The following is an 18,111-nucleotide window of genomic DNA, read 5'->3' on the forward strand; positions in this document are numbered from 1 at the left end:
TATGCCGTGCCGCTGTACCAGACTAGAGGTATAGCGGGGTTTCCTAATGCGTGTGGCAATTGTACATGACTGGCTTTACACGGTCGGCGGCGCCGAACGCGTGCTTCAGGAGATGCTTCGCTGCTATCCCGACGCCGATGTCTTTTGCCTTTTCGACTTCCTGAAGCCGGAAGACCGCGCGAAAATCGGGCTGAAATCCACCCGGACGACGTTTATCCAGAAGTTGCCTTTCGTGCGGCGGGCCCACCGGGCGTTCCTGCCGCTCTTTCCGATTGCCATCGAGCAACTGGACCTTTCGCCCTACGACCTCATCATTTCGAGCAGCTATGCGGCGGCCAAGGGCGTGCTGACGGGGCCCGACCAGTTGCACGTATCCTATGTTCACTCACCGATCCGCTACGCGTGGGATCTGCAGCACACCTATCTTGCGCGCAACAAGAGCTCGATCACGACCTTCCTGGCCCGCCCGCTCCTGCATTGGCTGAGAATCTGGGATGCGCGTACCGCGCATGGCCCCGACATGATGATCGCGAATTCGCATTTCGTCGCCCGGCGCATCCGCAAGGTCTATGGCCGCAAGGCGCGGGTTCTCTATCCGCCGGTCCAGCTTTCCTCCCGCACCGATGCACCGGCGGAACGACGCCACTTCCTGGCCGCCAGCCGCCTGGTGCCCTACAAGAACATCGAGGCGATCGTCCGGGCGTTCTCCGAACTGCCGGACCAGCAGCTCATCGTGGCGGGTGACGGCCCCGAGGCCGGCCACCTGCGCAAGATCGCCGGCCCCAATGTCACGTTTGCCGGATTCGTCAGCGACGCGGCGATGCGCGAGCTCATGGCAAGCGCGCGCGCCTTCGTCTTTGCGGCGGAAGAGGATTTCGGCATCATCTCTGTCGAAGCGCAGTCCGAGGGAACGCCGGTGCTCGCGCTTGGCCGCGGCGGTTCCTGCGAATCCGTCCTCGACGGCAAGACGGGCCTGTTCTTCGATGCGCCGGAGCCTGCCGCGATTGCCGCATGCGTGCGCCGCTTCATCGAGCGGGAAGGGGACTTCCTGCCGGAAAACTGCCGCGCGCAGGCGGCCGGCTTCTCGGCCGAGCGGTTCCGCGAGGGGCTGCGCGCCTATGTTAACCAAAGCATTGCAGACTACAGATCTTCGGCGGTCGGCTATGTGCCCGCCAGCAAATTCTCGACAGAAGGCGGATGACGTTATGGCCGAGACGCGGAACACGATGGAACGCCATCTGTTCAATGCAGCTCCCTTTCTGATGCGGACAGGGGTGGTGGGCAGCCTTTGGCGCCACCGCCTGATGTTTGTCGTCATTTTCCTGGCTATCGTGCTGCTGTCGCTCGTCACCGCGATCGTCCTGCCGGCGCGCTATCTCGCGACCGGCATGGTCATCGTCGCGGAAGGAGATCCGGCCACCCGCACCTCGGATGTCTGGGCGCAGAAGCAGGGCGACCCCGCCGACCTCGAAAGCCAGATCATGATCCTGCGCTCCTCGCGCCTGATGAAGCTCGCGCTTTCCCAGCCCGGCGCTCTCGATGCCGCGATGGAGGTGTGCAGCAGTTCCTCGGCCGGGTGCGAAAGCCTGCGGAACGATACCGCACAGCTTGCCGACAAGGTCGCTGACAGGTATTCGGTCGGTGCCGTCGGTCGTTCGCGTGTGCTTTCGATCTCCTACACGTCGGCCTCGCCGGACAATGCCATGACCATGGCGAACGCGCTGGTGACGGCCTATCTGAACGACCAGCGCGGCACCGAATCCAATAGCCGTGAAGTCGCAGCGAAATGGCTCTGGCAGGAAGTCACCGATCTCGACAAGGAAATCCGCGACCAGGTCGCCAAGATCGAGAGCTTCCGCCGTCAGAACGGCCTTGTGCAAGGCGCGACGGCCTCGATCAGTTCCGAAAGCCTGACGAGCGCCAGCCAGCAACTGGCCGCTGCCGAGCAGGCGAAGGCCCAGGCCCAGGCGCGCCTCGATGCGATTCGCGACATGAAGAACGGGCGCGACGCCTCGGCCTCGCAGATGGCGCTCGACAGCCGCACCGTCGCAGACCTCAAGCAGCAGATCGCCACGGTCGGAAACCAGCTTGCAGCCAGCAGCGCCGTTCTCGGCACGCTTCATCCCCAGCGCCGCATGCTGGAAGCCTCGCTTTCCCTCTTGAAACAGCAATTGGCGAACGAGATCGAGCGCATCTCCGTCAGCGCCCAGAAAGACTTCGAGACGGCGAGCAATCTCGTCACGACGCTCCGCAAGGAGGTGGACAAGGCCAAGGACAATGCGGCCAACGCACGCACTGACGAATCCTCCATCGAGGGTATGGTCCGCGACGTCGAAGCCAAGCGCCAGCTCTATGCGCAGCTTTATCAGCGTGCGAGCGAGCTGGAATCGGAACGCCGCTCCCTGACCGGCGGCACCCGGCTTGTCAGCCTGGCCGAAAAGCCGACGCGTCCCTATTTCCCGAAGAAGACCCCCATGGTCGCGGCGGGGCTCGCCCTCGGCCTGTTCCTGGCGGCAGCAAGCTGCGTCCTGTGGGACAGGATCCGCAACGGGTTCGGCCAGCTTGACCACGAGGACGATGCTTCCGAGCCGCGCAGGGACGACGATGTCCTGAAGCCCGAACCGCTCGAGATCATCGGTTCGCTCCCCGACCTGCCGGCAATCGGATTGGCAGGCGGTGCCGGTGACGATCTGCTTGCGATCCTGCGGCGAAGCATGTGCGCTGTCGGGTTTCAGCAGGGCGTCAAGGAATTCGCGACCGATTTGTTCGATGCCAGTGCCGGCCGGCCGCTGCTGGTCCTGCCGGCGGAAGGCGGCTCCCGCGACGCTGCCTTCCTGACGCTCGCCGCCGGGCAGGTTCTCGCCAAGAAGGGGCACAACGTCCTTGCCGTCGAATGCGGATCGGCCGCGCGCGAATTCGCGGACGCATTCAAATTGCCGAACCGGGAACCCACGCTTTGCGATGTGATGACGGGAGCGGCCCGGCTGCCGGCCGGCATATCGCGCACCTCCACTCCCGGCTTCCACGTCATGGCCGGCGACAATGAAACCCTTGGCCTTCTGGAAAGCGGCGACATCGCAGAGCTTGAGACCCTGATCGGATGGGCAAAGGTCTACGATCTCGTGCTTTTCACCGGCCCGGCTCTCCTCGATCCGCGATCCCATGAGGCGCTGCGGAGCCTGGCGGAGATGGAACTCGGCACGGTGGTCTGCATCGACCGCGGCGACGCGCAGGAGACCAGGCGCGCGAATGCCGAGACGACGCTTGCCAGGCTTGGCCTGAGGAGCGCGGGCGCCGTTCTCGTGCCGGCGCTCGGCAAGGACGACCGCGCGATGCGCGCGTTCGCCCGGGGCAGGAAGGCAACGTGATGGGCGCGCCGCGGGTTCTGTTCGTCAACCAGACCGGCGTGATGTCGGGTGCCGAATATGTGCTCGCCAACCTTGCCGCGCATTGGCCCGGTGCATCCGCCTTCCTGCTGGAAGGCGGCCCGCTGGCAGACGTATTGCGGCGACAGGGACTGGATGTCGTTGTCGCACCCTCCGGCGCCCAACTCGGCGCCATCCGCCGGGATCGAACGCTCCTTGCCGCCCTGCCGCTGGTGCGACGGCTGCAAAAGCTGGTCTTCGCCATCGCCGCCGCTGCCCGCGGACACGACGTCGTCTATGCGAATTCGCAAAAGGCCTTTCTTCTCTGCGCGCTGGCATCCTTCTTCTTCCGCCGCCCCCTTGTCTGGCACCTTCACGACATCATGAACGAGCGCCATTTCGGCGGTATGCAGCGCCGGCTCCAGATTCTGCTGGCAAACCGCAGGGCGGCCTCGGTGATCGTGCCGTCCCGGGCCGCCGCCGATGCCTTCATCGAGGCCGGCGGACGGGCCGAACGGGTGCGGGTCGTTCCGAACGGCATCGTCCTCACGCCGCCGCAGGCTGTCGACCGCGCGTCTCTTGGCCTGCCGCAGGGACCGCTTGTCGGCGTTTTCAGCCGGCTTGCCCCCTGGAAGGGCCAGCATGTCGTGCTCGATGCCCTGAAGGCCCTGCCGGATGTGCAATGCATCCTGGTGGGCAGCGCGTTGTTCGGCGAAGACGCCTACCGGCAGGAACTCGAAGCCACGGTGGAGCGGGAAGGTCTCGGCGAGCGCGTCCGCTTCCTCGGCCAGCGCAACGACGTGCCGGTGCTCATGCAGGCTGTGGACGGGGTCATTCATTCCTCCATCGATCCGGAGCCCTTCGGCCTGACGATCGTCGAGGCCATGCTGGCGGGAACCCCGGTCATCGCAACGGATTGCGGCGCTTCATCGGAAATTCTCGACGGCGGCAAGGCAGGCAAGCTCGTGCCGCCCGGCGACGCCGATGCTCTTGCGAAGGCGGTGCGCGACCTCTTTTCCGATCCCCGGCCGTTCCGTGAAAGGGCGACGGTCGGGCGTGAGCGCGTGAACGCGGTCTATGGCGTCGATACCATGCGGGAAACGATAGCCCGCATCGTCAAGGCGGCGGCCGGATGATGGCGGGGCGCGACGGTTCGTTGGATATGGAAAAGATCGCTCGCCGAGGCCGGGACCAGCGCAGGATTGGAGTAGCGCGGCGTCCGCAAGCGCAAAGGCGCAAGCCGATCGAGGCTTTGCCCGTTCCGGCCGAAAGCGAGGCTGTGTCGAGCATTGCGCGCGGCTGGGTGCCGGCCTTGCTGTTCATCGCCGCCTTTACCGTCGTCGGCGGCTTTACCGGTGGACTGGGGCGCCCGCTCTTCGTGCTCGGTTGCGTCGCGGTGGCGGCCTTCGCCTGGCGGAGCGGCATCGCCTCGCACTTCCAGGCCTGCCTCGTCCTCTTCTCCTTCGCGCCCTTCGTTCGCCGCATCGTCGACGCCGGAGCGGGATACGACGAACTTGGCCTCATGCTGGTCGGTCCGCTGATCGCGCTGCTGGTGCCTGCCGTCGAACTGCGCCGATTGCTCGATCCCAAGGCGCCCCTCGACGATCGGTTCGGTCCGCTCATGCTGGTCGGGGCATGCATTCTTTATGCCGGCGTGCTTTCCCTGCTGCAGGGCAAGATGAACGATGCGGCAAGCGGCCTCATCAAGTGGTTCTCGCCGATCCTCTATGCCGGCGTGCTGGCCATGCGCGCCAATCGCGACGAGATACTGGAAGCCTCCGTTTCTGCATTCTGCGTCATCCTGCCCATCACCGGGCTCTACGGCATTCTGCAGTATGTCGATCCCCAGGCCTGGGACCGATACTGGATGGAGTTCGCACCGATCCTTTCGATCGGCCAGCCCGTGCCCTACGGCGTGCGCGTCTTCTCGACGATGAACAGCCCCGCAAGCTTTGCCAGCTTCACGGTGGTGGGCCTGCTGCTCGTCGCTTTCCTCCGGTCCGGCTGGCTGTCCCTTCTCGTGGCCCTGCCGTCGATCCTCGCCCTTCTTCTCTCCTTGTACCGGACCGCCTGGCTGGCCATGGCCATTTCCCTGATGTTCTGCCTGCTGTTTGCACAGACGCGCGGCAAAGCGCAGATCATCATGCTCGCGCTGGTCCTTGCCGGCGCCGTTGCCGTCACCATCCCGCCCTTCTCCGATGTCATCGGCGACCGCCTGGCGACGCTTGGGCAGGGCAGCCAGGATGGCTCCTTCCAGGAGCGCCTGCAGCAATATTCCACCCTCTGGTCCCTGCCTGACAGCTCGCTGATCGGGAATGGCTTCACGGTTACCGATGTCGGTTCCGCCGGCCAGATGCCGATCGACGGCATGATCATCGCCTGCTGGATGATGATGGGGATCGTGGCCGGCATCCTGTGCCTTTGCGGTTTCTTCTGGGCCATTTCCGGTGCCGTCATCCGCGCGCTTCTGGAGCGATCCCGCCAGGCGGTCCTTGTCGGGGCCATGGCGATGGGGGGGCTCCTGCAGATGCCTCTCGCCAATATCAGCGCGGCCGAGGCCGGCTTTCTGTTCTGGAGTTTCGTCGTGCTGATTCCGGTCATCGATCGCGGGCGTGCGGCATGATGGACGAGGCACCGGAAACCCGGCCTGACGCCGCGGCTGCGCCTTCGATCAGGAAGGTGGCGACGAAACTGTCGAGCGGAGCCCTGTTCAGCAAGGCTCTCGGTTTCGGGCGCGAGATATTCATGGCGCATGTCGTGGGCGTGGCCGCGCTTGCGGACAGCTTCCGCAGTTCGCTCACCATCATCCTGGTGCCGCTTGCCTTCCTGCAGAACGAGAGCGTCCCCGCGATCCTCATTCCGCGCATGCAGGAGGCGAGGCGAGCCGGCATGGCGGCCCATCGCCTCGCAGCGATGACGGTCGCGCTCACTTCCATCGGCGCTCTCCTGATGCTGCTGACGATGATTTCGACCACCATTCTGGTCGATGCCATGCTGACCGGCGTTTCCGAAGCCGAGCAGCAGATGACGATCCATTTCGTTCACATCATGGCCTTCTCGATGCCTGCCTCGGTGGTGCTCAACTGCCTTGCGGCCGGCGAGATCGCGCTCGGCAAGACCCGCGTGACCAATGCGCGCGCCAGCATCCTGAATGTCGGCGTGATTCTCGGCCTGTGCATGCTGGTGCTGACCGACAAGGGTGCAATGCTCGCTATTGCCTTTACGCTGTCGTTCAACGCGTTGGCGGTTTGGGCCTTGTGGACGCTCTGGCGCGAAGGGGACCTCTCCTTCGAGCAACTGTCGCCGGCCGACGTCTGGTCGGAGCTGCGCCTTTTTATCGGCCGCCTCGTCCCGTTCCTGCCGCTGCCGCTCGCCGAACAGGCGAACATCTGGCTGGAGCGCCTTCTGGCGTCACGCCTTACGACCGGCGCCATCGCCTCCATGGACTATGCCCGCACGCTGACGGATAGCGCCTTCCTGCTGCTGAGCCAGCCGATCGGCCTTTCCGTCCTTTCCCGCGGGGCGACGGAGAGGCTGGACGAGCAGGCCGAGGCGCTGACCCGCTTCGTCGTGATCGTGATGATGCCGGCCTCCGCCTTCATCTTCATGTTCGCCCCGGACATCATTCGCCTCATCTTCGAGCGCGGTGCCTTCGACGCCCAGGGCGTGGCGCTGACCGGCGCTGCGCTTCGCGGCATTTCCGTCGGCCTGTGGGCGTCGACGCTGGGATGGATCCTGCTGCGTCTGCTCAACCGGGCGGGCCGCAGCACGCTTGCGGCGGTAATCCTCGTGTCGTCCTATATCGCCAACCTTGCAGCCAATGCGGTGACGTCGACCTTCGCCGATGTCCATGCCCACGGCACGCTGCTCCTCGGCTTCGGCGAGACCGTGCGCAGCCTCGTCCTCTGCACGGCCGTTCTGATGTCGCTGACGGTGCGCCTGTCGTTGCTTCGAATTATTGCCAAGGGGTTACTTCCGGCGGCAGTTATGGTGATTGCCGCCTACCAAATTCTTCACGTTTTCGATGGTACGCTTGCCCGTCTGGCACTTGGTGTTGGCGCTTATATAATATCTGTATTGCTTTCGGTCGGTTTGCTCGCACAGGAAACTTATGGAAGACTATATCTCTACGCTATTTCAAGACTGGGCTCCAAGCCAGATGCTTGACGGCTTCGATACATTTCTGTCCGGCGCGATCGTTACGGCGGCGGCTCGGTGGACCGACGCCTTTCGTGGCGCGCGGGGATGCTTTTTCACCTTTCACCGCGCCGCGCCGCGTGCGGTGTGGCCGTCCCTGCCCAATCGCAATTTCTACCTCGACCTCGATTTCCTCGATGCCCTGCTCACCCATCTGGCGATGAGCGGACGCAGGATCGTGACGATCGAGGAGGGGCTTCGCCTGGCGGCGGATGGGACGACCCGTGACACCTTCGTGAACTTCTCGATCGACGACTGCTATCGCGACACCTACGAGGAGGTGGTTCCGCTCTTCCGCCGTCACGGCGTTCCGCTGACCCTGTTCGTCACGACCGGCATCCCCGACGGCACGATGTCGTTGTGCTGGGCGGGCCTCGAGGACACGATACGCTCTCGCGACAGCATCCTCGTGGACGGCGAAGAGATCAAGACGGACACGATCGAGCGCAAGCTTGCGACCTATGCCGCGCTACAGACCCAGTGGGACGGCCCGGCGATGGGCGAGCACTATGCGAAGTTCTGCGCCGGGAACGGTGTCGATCCGCTCGAAATGCGCGAAAAGCACGCGATTACCTGGCAGATGCTGTCGGAGCTGGCGCAGGACCCACTGGTCGAGATCGGCTCGCACACGGTGTCCCATCCGCGGATTTCCGAGCTGACGCCGGAGGAGGCCCGGTACGAGTTGGGCGGCAGCCGCGAGCGCCTGCGTGAGAAACTCGGCGTTCCGGTCAAGCATTTCGCGTTTCCATACGGCCGCATGAAGGATTGCGGGCCGCGGGATTTTGCGATCGCGCAGGAGGTCGGCTACGAAGGGGTCGCGACAACGACGAAGGGCCTGATCCGCCCGGGGCCTGTTCCCTACGCCTATCCTCGCGTCACGCTGAACGGGGCCTATCGCACGCTTCTCGTGCCGGAACTGCATATGGCCGGCGCTTCGGCCGCGGCGGCCAGGGCGCTTGGACGTGTCTGAGGAGAAACTGCGGGTCATTTCCATCGCGCACACGGCCGTCTCGCGTGCGGCCGGCCGTCTGCGCTATGCTCCCCTTGCAGGGCGCGACGATCTCGATGTTCATCTCGTGGTGCCGCAGCGCTGGAAGCAGTTCGGCCGCGAGATCATCGCCGACCCTCCGGCCGATGCCGGCATCACGACCCATGTGATGCCCATTCTCTTTTCCCATGCCGGGCCGTTCAGCTGGTATCTTCACGTCTATCCCGGCCTTCGCCGCCTCATCCGAAAGGTTCGCCCGCACGTCATCCATCTGTGGGAAGAGCCCTGGAGCCTTGTCGCCTTGCAGGCGCGGTGGCTGAAGGGCGATGCGGGGCTTGTGCTGGAGGTGGACCAGAACATCCTCAAGCGCCTGCCGCCACCTTTCGAGACGATCCGCAAATCCGTGCTGGGGGCGACCGATCACATTCTCTCGCGCAGCAGCGACGCAACCATGGTGGTCGAGGCGCGAGGCTATAGCGGGCCGGTCAGCATGATCGGCTACGGCGTCGACGACACGGTGTTCACGCCGCATCGCTCCTCCGGCGAGAAAAAAGACCCGGCGCAGTTCGTGCTTGGCTATGTCGGCAGGCTGATCGAGGAAAAGGGCATCCAGGATGTGCTCGAGGCGATGGCCCGCACCCCGGTGCCGGTCGTCCTGAAGCTGATGGGCGAGGGGCCTTACGAGGCGGCGCTGCGCGAGAAGGCGGCGGCCCTCGGCCTTTCCGACCGCATGCAGATTACGGGTTGGGACGAGCCCGCAAAGGTCGCCGCCTTCCTGCGTTCGCTCGATGCGCTCGTGCTCATGACCCGCACGACGCCGTCGGTGAAGGAGCAGTTCGGCCGCGTGATCATCGAAGCGCAGGGCTGCGGCGTTCCGGTCGTCGGCGCGCGGTCCGGCGCCATTCCCGACGTGATCGGAGAGGGTGGGTGGGTGACGCCGGAACGGGATCCGGCCGCCCTTGCTTCGCTGATCGAGGCGATCCATGCCGATCCGCGGGATCGGCAGGAAAAGGCGGCGGCAGCGCTCGAAAACGTCCGTCTGCGCTTTACGTATGACGCGATTGCGGGCCAGCTTCATGATGCCTGGAAGGCCGCAGCAGCGGGCAAGCGGGCCGCAGCCGTTTGATGGCCCTCAGCGGGTGACGAGGGCCATATAGGTCTCGCCTGCGGGCAGCGCTTCGAAGACGAAGCTGTCGCCACTGACGTCGTGGATCGACCGCAAGCCGTCCCATCCCCACAGTTCTACCTTGCGCGCGCCCTCCGGCAGGCTGATCGGCCAACGGCCATCGGTGAGGTTCGTCCAGCCCTGCCTATTGTGCCAGACGAAGAGGTCCCCGTCCGCTCCCTTCAGGTGCATCGTGCCGGTGCCGTAAGGATCGGAGGAGACGATGGTCATGTCGCCGGCAAGGTCCAGCACCCTTTTCAAAACCTTTGCACGTTCTTCCGGTCGCCACGGATCGTCGCTGACCGCCATGGCATAGGCCGGACCGTCGACCTCCGGCGTATCGGGAAGGGCCCAGGGGAAGGCGAATACCATCGCCGGCCGGCCGTCCGCGCCGACGATGCCGAGGTTGTCCCAAATGGCTGTCAGGAAGAGGCTTGCCGCCAGTTTCTCATCGGACCAGCCCTCGCTCCGCGCGATGTTGAATTCGGTGGCGTAGAAATTGATGTCCCGCTTGAGGCCAAGCGCGGCCTTGATGCGGTCGAAGCAGCTTTGGGCCGAGAACTGGCGGCCCTCGGTCAGCGGAAACCAGCGGTCGTTGTAGTAGGTGTGCAGATCGATACCGTCGAGCTTGCCGGATTCGAGGAGATCGGCAATGGCCGGTCCGTAGCCTCGCAGCGTCGCATCGCCATCGATGTTGCAAGCGGCAAAGCCGGCCGGCACCGCCTTCAGTGCCGGATCGACGGAGTGGATGCCATCGGCAAATCCCTCCAGCGCATCGTGATAGTCCTTCTTGGGGATGGTGTTCTGGACGTCCGGCTCGTTGGTCATGGAGTAGATCGTGGCGCCGAAGTCCTTGATCCCGTGCTCATGACCCCATTCGCCGTTCGGCCGGAAACGGCGGGCATATTCCGCACCGGCCCTGAACCAGTCGTCATAGGAGCCGATCGGCTGCGGCGGGTCGAGCGTCTGGTAGCTTCCCTCGTATTCGAGAAGGAAGATGGGTGTGATGCCGTTGTCGTGCGCCTCCATCATCGCGGCGTCGAAATCGTGAGGGGTCGGCACCCTCTGCAGGTCGCGCCAACCGTAGGAGTCCATCCGGCCGAGACGGGCGCCGACCCATTGCAGCGCCTGGTAGAGGGGGGCGGTCGGCGCGCCCGTGCGGAAGGTCACGATATTGCCCGCGCCCATCTGCCACCGGAGTGTCGGTGCATCCGCACCGGATGCCGGGGACGTCGCCACTAGCAGGCAAAGGCCCATGCCGGCCGCCCATTGCGTCAGATGACGGCAAGGCTGCTGCAATCGGCCTTTTCGCGGAAAAGGATCAAGCCGGCTCGTTCCGGTCCGGCGGTCGCTTCGCCCCGCTTTTTGCGGCGCATGGCTTGGTGCTTTGTCAGACATGTCCGGTAACGCTGCCCAATGGATTGATGCGAGGGTTTCCGCTGAATACCGCATTATCATTTCGCAAAGGTGAGCAACGGTGAAATCGCGCAGAGTTCTTTGTGAGGGAACAAAGACCTGACGGTCATCTGCTGCGCTACCTGTCGCAAACGGCAGGATAGGTGGGCAATGGAACAGCAGGTCCGGAAAGAAGGTCGAAACGCGCGGGAATGTCCGGTCGATTGGGATCCGCGCAGTCCCGAGGTCCAGCGGGACCAGATCAGCGCGTATGACCGGATGCGGAAGGAATGTCCCGTCGCCCATAGCGACTATCTCGGATGGTCTCTCTTCCGCCATGCGGATGTCCTGCGGGTTCTCGGCGATCACGAGACCTTCAGCAACCAGGTTTCGCGCCATCCGTCCGTTCCCAACGGGATGGACCCGCCCGAGCACACGCTCTACCGCGACATGATCGAGCCCTATTTCGCACCGGAGCGCATTGCGGCATTCGAGCCCGTCTTCCGCCGGATCGCGCGCGATCTCGTGGCGGAACTGGCAAGAGACCTTTCCCGCGACATCATCCGGGATGTCGCGGAGCCCTATGCGGTGCGCATCCAGTGCGGCTTCCTCGGCTGGCCGCAAGGCCTGCATGCGCCGCTGCTGCAATGGATCTACCGGAACCGTGCCGCGACGCTTGCCCGGGATGGGGAAGAGATGGCCTCCGTCGCCCTCGAGTTCGACGGCCATATCCGCGCACAGCTCGAACTGCGCGAACGGGCGGGAGCCGCTGCCGGCGACGACCTCACCACCTGCCTGCTGCGCCAGAGCGTCGACGGGCGGAGGCTGGACCATTCCCGCATCGTCAGCATCCTGCGCAACTGGACGGTCGGCGAGCTTGGAACCATCGCCGCCTGCGTCGGCATCATCCTTCACTTCCTCGCCGGACGGCCCGATATCCAGGACGCGCTTCGCCGGGACCGGGCCCTGCTGCCGCAGGCGATCGACGAGATCCTGCGGCTTCACGGGCCGCTCATCTCCAATCGCCGCGTCGCCACCCGTGCGGTAACCCTCGGCGGACGGACGCTTCAGGCGGGAGACCGGATAACGGTGATGTGGGCATCGGCAAACCGGGACGGCGCGGTCTTCGACGATGCGGAGCAATTCCAGCTTGAGCGGGATCAGGCGCGGAACCTGCTCTATGGCGCCGGCATCCATGTCTGCCCGGGCGCGGGGCTGGCGCGGATGCAACTCTACGTCATGCTGGACGAGCTTCTCGACGGGCTTGCATCTTTCACGCTGCTTTCCGGCGCGGAGCCGGCCCGCGCAATCTATCCCGCGAGCGGATTTTCGTCCCTCTTCCTCGCGTCGGCGTGACGGGGCGGCTATCGCGAAGAAAACCTTCCTGAATTCCTCCACATTGCGCTGGCGCAAAGAACGGCCGTCCTGCGACCGATAACCATTCGCAACTCTGTTTCGTTTGGGGGATCTGGTCATGAATGGAAGAGGTTTGGTTCTGGCTGCGGCATTGCTTCTGGCACCCGTGGCCGGCGTCGCGGCGGACGATGCGGAAGGCCTCGGCCTTGCCAATGTCAAGGAATTCACGCTCGAGCACAGCCGCGGGCTGGTCGCGCAGGCCGAACTCCTGGAGGCGGGGCTTGCCGATTATCATGCGCTGATCGCCGCGCATGGCGGGGACTATGCGGCGGCATGGGCTGCCGAGGGCGCCCGGCTCGCCGAGCGGATCCACACCATCCGCGCCCTGTGGCTGGAGGCATCCAACCACTACGAGACGATCGAGGGGATCGTCGCCGGCATTCCCGAGACGGCCAAGTACGACCTGATCCTCGATGCCGGCAATCCGGGCACGGAGAGCGAGGACGTTGCCGAATACGACCTGCCGCTGCCGGACGGCACCGTGCTGAAGCGGCCCGGCAACCTGTTCCACACCATCACCGAGCCCCTGTTCTGGGGCATGGACGAGAAGGGCGTCAAGCTGCCGGCGGACCTTAACGGCGACGGCAAGGTGACGCGCGGGGAAATGCTCTTCGACGCCAATCTGGGCCTTGGCGCGGCGCAGGGGCTGGCCAGATGGGCCAAAGCGCTCGAAGCCGACATGACGGCCTGGAAGCCGAACCGCGAGGACGCCTTAACCTCCGTCGTCGTGATGACCCCGACGGTCGGCGATTATTTCGGCGAATGGAAGGAATCCCAGTTCATCTCCGGCGAGATCGGCGCCTTCGTCGCCCAGAGTCGCCTGACGGATGTCGAAGGCATCATGAGCGGGTGCCGGCGGATGTATTCGCAGGCGCTTTCGCCGGTGGTGGCCGCAATCGATGCGGATCTCGACAGCCGCATCACGGCCGGTTTCGAGGAGTTGCTGGGGCTCGTCGAGGACACGCGCGCCCGCGAGGCGGCCGGCACGAAATTCGGTGCCGAGGAGGCCGACGCGCTGGGCAACGAGGCGCAGGACATCGCCGACCGCATCGTCGCCATGGTGCTGCAGGCTGCCGCCAAGGCCGACGTGCAGATCCGCGGCTGACAAAGGCCGCGGAACATGCGGCCGGCGACCTGCCGGCCGGAGGACCGGACGCATGGAAAGTCTCGATACCCTTCCCGAGCCCGCCTGCCGGCGCTTCGTGCTGGAATACGGCCCGAAGCGTCCGGGCATCCGGCGTGCGCTGGTTTTATCTCTGCTGTTCGCCCTCCTTTTCGGCACGGGCCTGCATCTGGAATTCCTCGCCGCGCGAAACTGGAACGCGGGAGAGGTGGTCCTTCTTGGGCATCTTGCCGCCGGGCTTGTGTTCGTCGCGCTCTTCGTCTCCTGGATCGGCGGGCATGTGGCGCGGGGACTGCCGCGAAGCCAGCGGCCGGCCTTCACCGGCCTTTCCTGGCTTCTCCTGGTGAAATTCGTCCTTGTCCTCGTCACCGGATTGATGATGGCGCTGCCGACCGCCCTCTATCTTGCGGGGCGGCTCTGGTTCTGGAGCTTCGAGGCAACGCACGTTCTGACCTTCCTCCACCTCTGGGGATCGTTCGCAGCCGCCATCGGTTTTCTCGCCCATCTCGCCATGCGGCATTGGGCGCTTCCGGCGGGCGGGCAGGGGCGGCGGTTGCCATGAAGTACCAGTTCAAGACGCATCTCCCCCCGGCCGCGCTCGGCGCTTTCCTGGCGCTCGTCTTCATCCTCGGAACGGGCATCCTGGCGCCGGCGCCGCCCGAGCCGGGCGTGGAGCTTGCCGATATCCCGTTCTACCGTCTGCCGTTCGGCCCGGATGCGGCCGGCAAGGCGCGGCCGTTCTGGCCGTCGCGGCTGCAGACGGAGAACGGCCGGTTCGCCGACCCTGCGTCGATCCAGTCGGCGGCGAAATGCGCGACCTGCCACCGGCGGGAGTTCGATGAATGGGCGCCGTCGCTCCACGCCATCGCCGGCCGCGATACGGTCTACGAGCGCGCGGTGCGGATCAACGAGGGGCTGCACAGGGACGGCATCGAGAAATCCCGCTTCTGCGAGGGATGCCATGCGCCCGGCGAGGTGCTGGCGGGACGGACCAACCGCTTCAAGTCAGTCATGCCATCGGACGCGGAAACGGAGGGCATCACCTGCGTGATGTGCCACACCGCCACCCATGCCGACCCGAAGGAAGGCAACGGCGCGCTGACGCTGGCGGTCAACACGGGCGTCGACCGGTTGCCGGACGCGATGATCCTTGCCGCGCCGCGCGACCATGCCCGCGCCTTCGGGGCGGCAGGGACCAACGCGCTGATCGCAAGCTCGGATTTTTGCGGCGGCTGCCACACCGAGGCCTACGACAGCTCGATGTCCAAAGCCACGAGCCGCCAGCATGTGCAGACGACCTTCGCCGAGTGGCAGGGGAGCTGGTATGCCGAGAACGGCGTCAATTGCCAGGATTGCCATATGGCGCCCGATCCTGCCGCCTATGTCCGCCAGGTCCGGGCCGGCAATCTCGAAAAGCCCGAGCGGTATGCGCACAATTTCGTCGGCTCGAACTACCTGATGTTCGACACCAGCCTCGGCTCCAACCTGACCTTCCTGCGCGGAGGCATCCTGCCGGGCCTCACCGATGCGCGGAACACCGCGCTGATCGCCCGGCAGGGGGAGGCGACGAGGGCGCTGCTGCGCTCGGCCGCGGGCCTTGCCCTTCGCGAGGCGGCCGTTGCCGGCGGCAGGCTTCGCTTCACTGTCGCCGTGCAGAACCTCGGCGCCGGGCACAATCTGCCGACCGGCGTGGTCGACCAGAAATACATGTGGCTGGAGGTGGCCGTCCGCGATGCCTCCGGCGCGGAAATCTACCATTCGGGCGCGTTCGACGCCGAGCGCGGCGAGACCGACCCGGACGCCGTGATCTGGCGCGAGGATTTCCGCGATACGGACGGCAGGCGCATTCCCGATCACCTGACCTTCATCACGGCGACCGTCACCCATGTCCGCCCCGGTGTGCCGCCGAAGGCAGAGGACGTCGTCGCCTACGAGGCGCCGCTTCCGCCGGAGGCGAAGGGGCCGTTCATCCTTGAAGCCCGGCTCTGGTATCGCGTCGCCACCCAGGAATTCGCCTACAACACGTTGAAGACGGACCTGATCATTCCCCCCTTCGAGCTTGCGGCCGGAAAATTCACCCTGCCCGCCGGGAAAGAGGCCCATCCATGATCGCCCAAGCCGCCCGCCTGTTCCTTCCGGTGCTGGCCTTCCTCTTCGCTGCCTTCGGGACCGTGGCAGCGGCGGACGTGCCCTGGCAGGATGCCGAAGCCCTGCGCGCGGAAAGCGCCCAGATCCAGCGCCGTCTCTTCCGGACACCGGACACCCGCCTGCACGAGGATGTCGCGGCGCGGCTGGAGGCCGTTCGCGGCCTTTGGTCCACCCGGCTGCGGGCCGCCTATGAAGAGGCGGCGCCCTCCAAGGTCGAGGCCGTCGATAAGGCCGTTACAGCCTTCGCGGAAGCGGTGGGGCGCTGGGATCCGGAAGCGTCGGCCTCGGCGCGCGCCCGCGTCTGGACCGGATTGCTCGACGGGGCCTTCCGCGCGGCGCTTTCGAGCCTCGACGCGGGGCGGGTGGAAGAAGCCGCCGGCTGGCTCAACATCCGCGAATATGCCCGGACCTCGCGCGACACGGCCGCCAGCATCGCCATGCGCGAGGTGCGCGTCGGCCGGATGGCGCCGAACGAGGCGCGTGGCGTGATCCAGACGGAATTGCTCGGCGTCTATGCCGGCGAGCTGCGCAAGGCCGTCGCGGAGGCGCGAGACCACCGCGCTGCCGGTTACGAGGTCCAGCTTGCCGGCTCGCTTGCGCGGGCAGCGGGACTGCATGCGCTTCTGTCGGAGAGCCTAGCGGCCCGGCTCGGCGCGCAGAAGACGGGCGAGATCGCCGAAGCCTTCACCCGCTTGGACGATCCGCAGGCGCCGGATCTTGACGCGACACTCATGCGCATCGAAGCGCTGCTGGCCACCTATGCACCGGCGAGCCTTTCGCCTGACGAGCGCGACCGGCGGGTCCAACTGCTTGCGCGTTTCCTGGCGCTCGTGCCGGTCGAATACGAGAAAGGCGTACGGAACGGGGAAATCGCCATTCCCTTCGAATATTTCGAGGCCGGGCTGTTCCGTGACCGGGCGGAGATGCTGTTCGGGGACCTCGGCTACGACCTTGCCGCCCGTTCGCCGCAGGCCTTCGACAGGCTTTCGGCCATCCTCAGGGAAATGCAGGCACTGATCGCGCAAAAGGGCGGCGGGACAAAGGTTGCAGGCCTTGCGGAGGAGGCGCGGGGGCTGGTTGCCGCGGCCTATGGCACCGACCTGTCGAAGGGCGGCTACGGGGCGGCGCTTTCGCTCCTGCCGGATGTCCTCGACGAGATGCTGGCGGCTTCGGCGGCGGAGAATTGGGAAGACGCCGAGCTGAAGCGGCTGGAAGCCTATGCACTCTTCGACCCCGATATCGAGCAGCGCCTGATGCCGCGCGCCCCGGCCCTCGCGCTGAAGATGGAGGCGGATTTCTGGGAAGGCAGCGCGGCGGAACCGGGCTTCAGCCGCATCGTGGCCGCCCGCGGGCCGGGGGATGCCCTGACGCTTGCCGTGGCGCGGATGAAAGCGGCAACGCAGGAGGCAGCCCGCATCCTCGACACAAGACTTTCGGGTCTCGGAGCGTTCCTGCAGTCCCTGGCCATCCTCCTTCGGGAAGGGCTGGAGGCGGTCCTTGTCCTTGCCTGCATGATCGGCGCGCTGAAGGCGAGCGGCCTTCCCGCCCGCGGCGCCGGCGGCTGGCGCCGGCCGGTGGCGGGCGGCGTGCTCGCCGCGCTCGGCGGATCCTTCGCCCTCTGGTTCGCCGTCGGGCGCCTGTTCGCCCTGAGCACGCTCCAGCGGGAACTGCTGGAAGGACTCTCGGCGCTGGCCGCGGCCGCGGTGCTCGTCTACGTGACGCACTGGATCTTCCGCAAATCCTATGTCGGCGACTGGATCGCGGAGATCCGGCGCAAGGCGGCCGCCGCGGCGAAGGCGACGGAGGGCGGCGGCAAGGGCTACCTCGGATGGTTCACCCTGTTCTCGCTATCGTTCCTCGTCGTCTTCCGCGAGGGTTTCGAGACGGTCCTCTTCTACGAGGCGCTGCTGATCGACGCGCCGGCCCTGCCGGTGCTTACAGGCCTTGCTGCGGGCGGTGTGCTGGCGGCCGGGGTCGGCTATGTCATGCTCGGCCTCGAGGCGCGCCTGCCCGTCTCAGCCTTTTTCCGGCTGACGGGCGCGCTGCTCGCCGTTCTGTGCGTCGTGCTGGTCGGCAGCGGCATCCGCGGCCTCCAGACGGCCGCCCTGGTCTCCGCGACGCCGGTGGCCTGGTTCCCGGATCGCCCATGGCTGCAGATCTATCTCGGTCTCTACCCGGTCGGCGAGGCGCTGCTTGCGCAGGCGCTCGTCGCCGCGTTCCTGGCGATCTCGGTCTTCGGCTTCGTCCGGCAGCGGAAGGCGGTATAAGCTGCACGTCGGGGTCGGGGACAGGAGCCGCGGTCCGCCGGCGTAAA

At 65.8% G+C, this 18,111-nt stretch carries 13 protein-coding genes; 12 read left to right on the top strand and 1 reads right to left on the bottom strand.

Annotated elements, in window-relative coordinates:
* Window positions 1-46 precede the first annotated feature (46 nt).
* The 7 genes from HNQ66_RS03850 (at window position 47) to HNQ66_RS03880 (ending at window position 9,676) form a co-directional block, all read left to right on the top strand.
* Entirely contained in the window at window positions 47-1,201 is a 1,155-nt protein-coding gene (locus HNQ66_RS03850; RefSeq protein WP_184141063.1) for a glycosyltransferase, read from the top strand.
* Window positions 1,119-3,368, top strand: a complete 2,250-nt coding sequence (locus HNQ66_RS03855) for a GumC family protein (RefSeq protein WP_184141065.1) — start codon at window positions 1,119-1,121, stop codon at window positions 3,366-3,368. The genes HNQ66_RS03850 and HNQ66_RS03855 overlap by 83 nt, the downstream gene beginning before the upstream one ends.
* Entirely contained in the window at window positions 3,368-4,501 is a 1,134-nt protein-coding gene (locus HNQ66_RS03860; RefSeq protein ID WP_184141067.1) for a glycosyltransferase family 4 protein, read from the top strand. Before HNQ66_RS03855 ends, HNQ66_RS03860 begins: the two co-directional genes overlap by 1 nt.
* Window positions 4,501-5,988 carry an O-antigen ligase family protein gene (locus tag HNQ66_RS03865; RefSeq protein ID WP_246434164.1) on the top strand — a complete coding sequence of 496 codons (1,488 nt, stop codon included), beginning with the start codon at window positions 4,501-4,503 and terminating at the stop codon, window positions 5,986-5,988. Before HNQ66_RS03860 ends, HNQ66_RS03865 begins: the two co-directional genes overlap by 1 nt.
* A 122-nt stretch (window positions 5,989-6,110) precedes the next feature.
* The gene (locus HNQ66_RS03870) at window positions 6,111-7,532 is read left to right on the top strand and encodes a lipid II flippase MurJ (RefSeq protein WP_184141069.1); all 1,422 of its coding nucleotides are present in this window, start codon (window positions 6,111-6,113) and stop codon (window positions 7,530-7,532) included.
* Window positions 7,477-8,532 (top strand): polysaccharide deacetylase family protein, encoded by a 1,056-nt coding sequence (locus HNQ66_RS03875; RefSeq protein ID WP_184141071.1) that lies wholly within the window; start codon window positions 7,477-7,479, stop codon window positions 8,530-8,532. Before HNQ66_RS03870 ends, HNQ66_RS03875 begins: the two co-directional genes overlap by 56 nt.
* Window positions 8,525-9,676, top strand: coding sequence for a glycosyltransferase (locus tag HNQ66_RS03880; RefSeq protein ID WP_184141073.1), 1,152 nt, complete (start codon window positions 8,525-8,527; stop codon window positions 9,674-9,676). The genes HNQ66_RS03875 and HNQ66_RS03880 overlap by 8 nt, the downstream gene beginning before the upstream one ends.
* Before the next feature lie 6 nt (window positions 9,677-9,682).
* On the opposite strand, the gene HNQ66_RS03885 is transcribed toward HNQ66_RS03880, so the two are convergent.
* Window positions 9,683-10,885 (bottom strand): hypothetical protein, encoded by a 1,203-nt coding sequence (locus tag HNQ66_RS03885; protein ID WP_343059421.1) that lies wholly within the window; start codon window positions 10,883-10,885, stop codon window positions 9,683-9,685.
* Between the two features lie 396 nt (window positions 10,886-11,281).
* Between HNQ66_RS03885 and HNQ66_RS03890 the strand changes: the two genes are divergently transcribed.
* From HNQ66_RS03890 to HNQ66_RS03910, 5 genes are all read left to right on the top strand, one after another.
* Window positions 11,282-12,466: a cytochrome P450 gene (locus tag HNQ66_RS03890; RefSeq protein WP_184141077.1), complete on the top strand. Its 1,185-nt coding sequence runs from the start codon at window positions 11,282-11,284 to the stop codon at window positions 12,464-12,466.
* 118 nt (window positions 12,467-12,584) lie between these two features.
* Window positions 12,585-13,631 (top strand): imelysin family protein, encoded by a 1,047-nt coding sequence (locus tag HNQ66_RS03895; RefSeq protein WP_184141079.1) that lies wholly within the window; start codon window positions 12,585-12,587, stop codon window positions 13,629-13,631.
* A gap of 52 nt (window positions 13,632-13,683) precedes the next feature.
* On the top strand, window positions 13,684-14,211 hold the full coding sequence (locus tag HNQ66_RS03900) for a hypothetical protein (RefSeq protein WP_184141081.1): 528 nt from the start codon (window positions 13,684-13,686) through the stop codon (window positions 14,209-14,211).
* Entirely contained in the window at window positions 14,208-15,758 is a 1,551-nt protein-coding gene (locus tag HNQ66_RS03905) for a multiheme c-type cytochrome (protein WP_184141083.1), read from the top strand. Before HNQ66_RS03900 ends, HNQ66_RS03905 begins: the two co-directional genes overlap by 4 nt.
* Window positions 15,755-18,064, top strand: coding sequence for an FTR1 family protein (locus tag HNQ66_RS03910; RefSeq protein WP_184141084.1), 2,310 nt, complete (start codon window positions 15,755-15,757; stop codon window positions 18,062-18,064). Before HNQ66_RS03905 ends, HNQ66_RS03910 begins: the two co-directional genes overlap by 4 nt.
* Window positions 18,065-18,111 lie beyond the last annotated feature (47 nt).

The organism is Shinella fusca, from assembly GCF_014203155.1.
Classification (GTDB): Bacteria; Pseudomonadota; Alphaproteobacteria; order Rhizobiales; family Rhizobiaceae; genus Shinella; species Shinella fusca.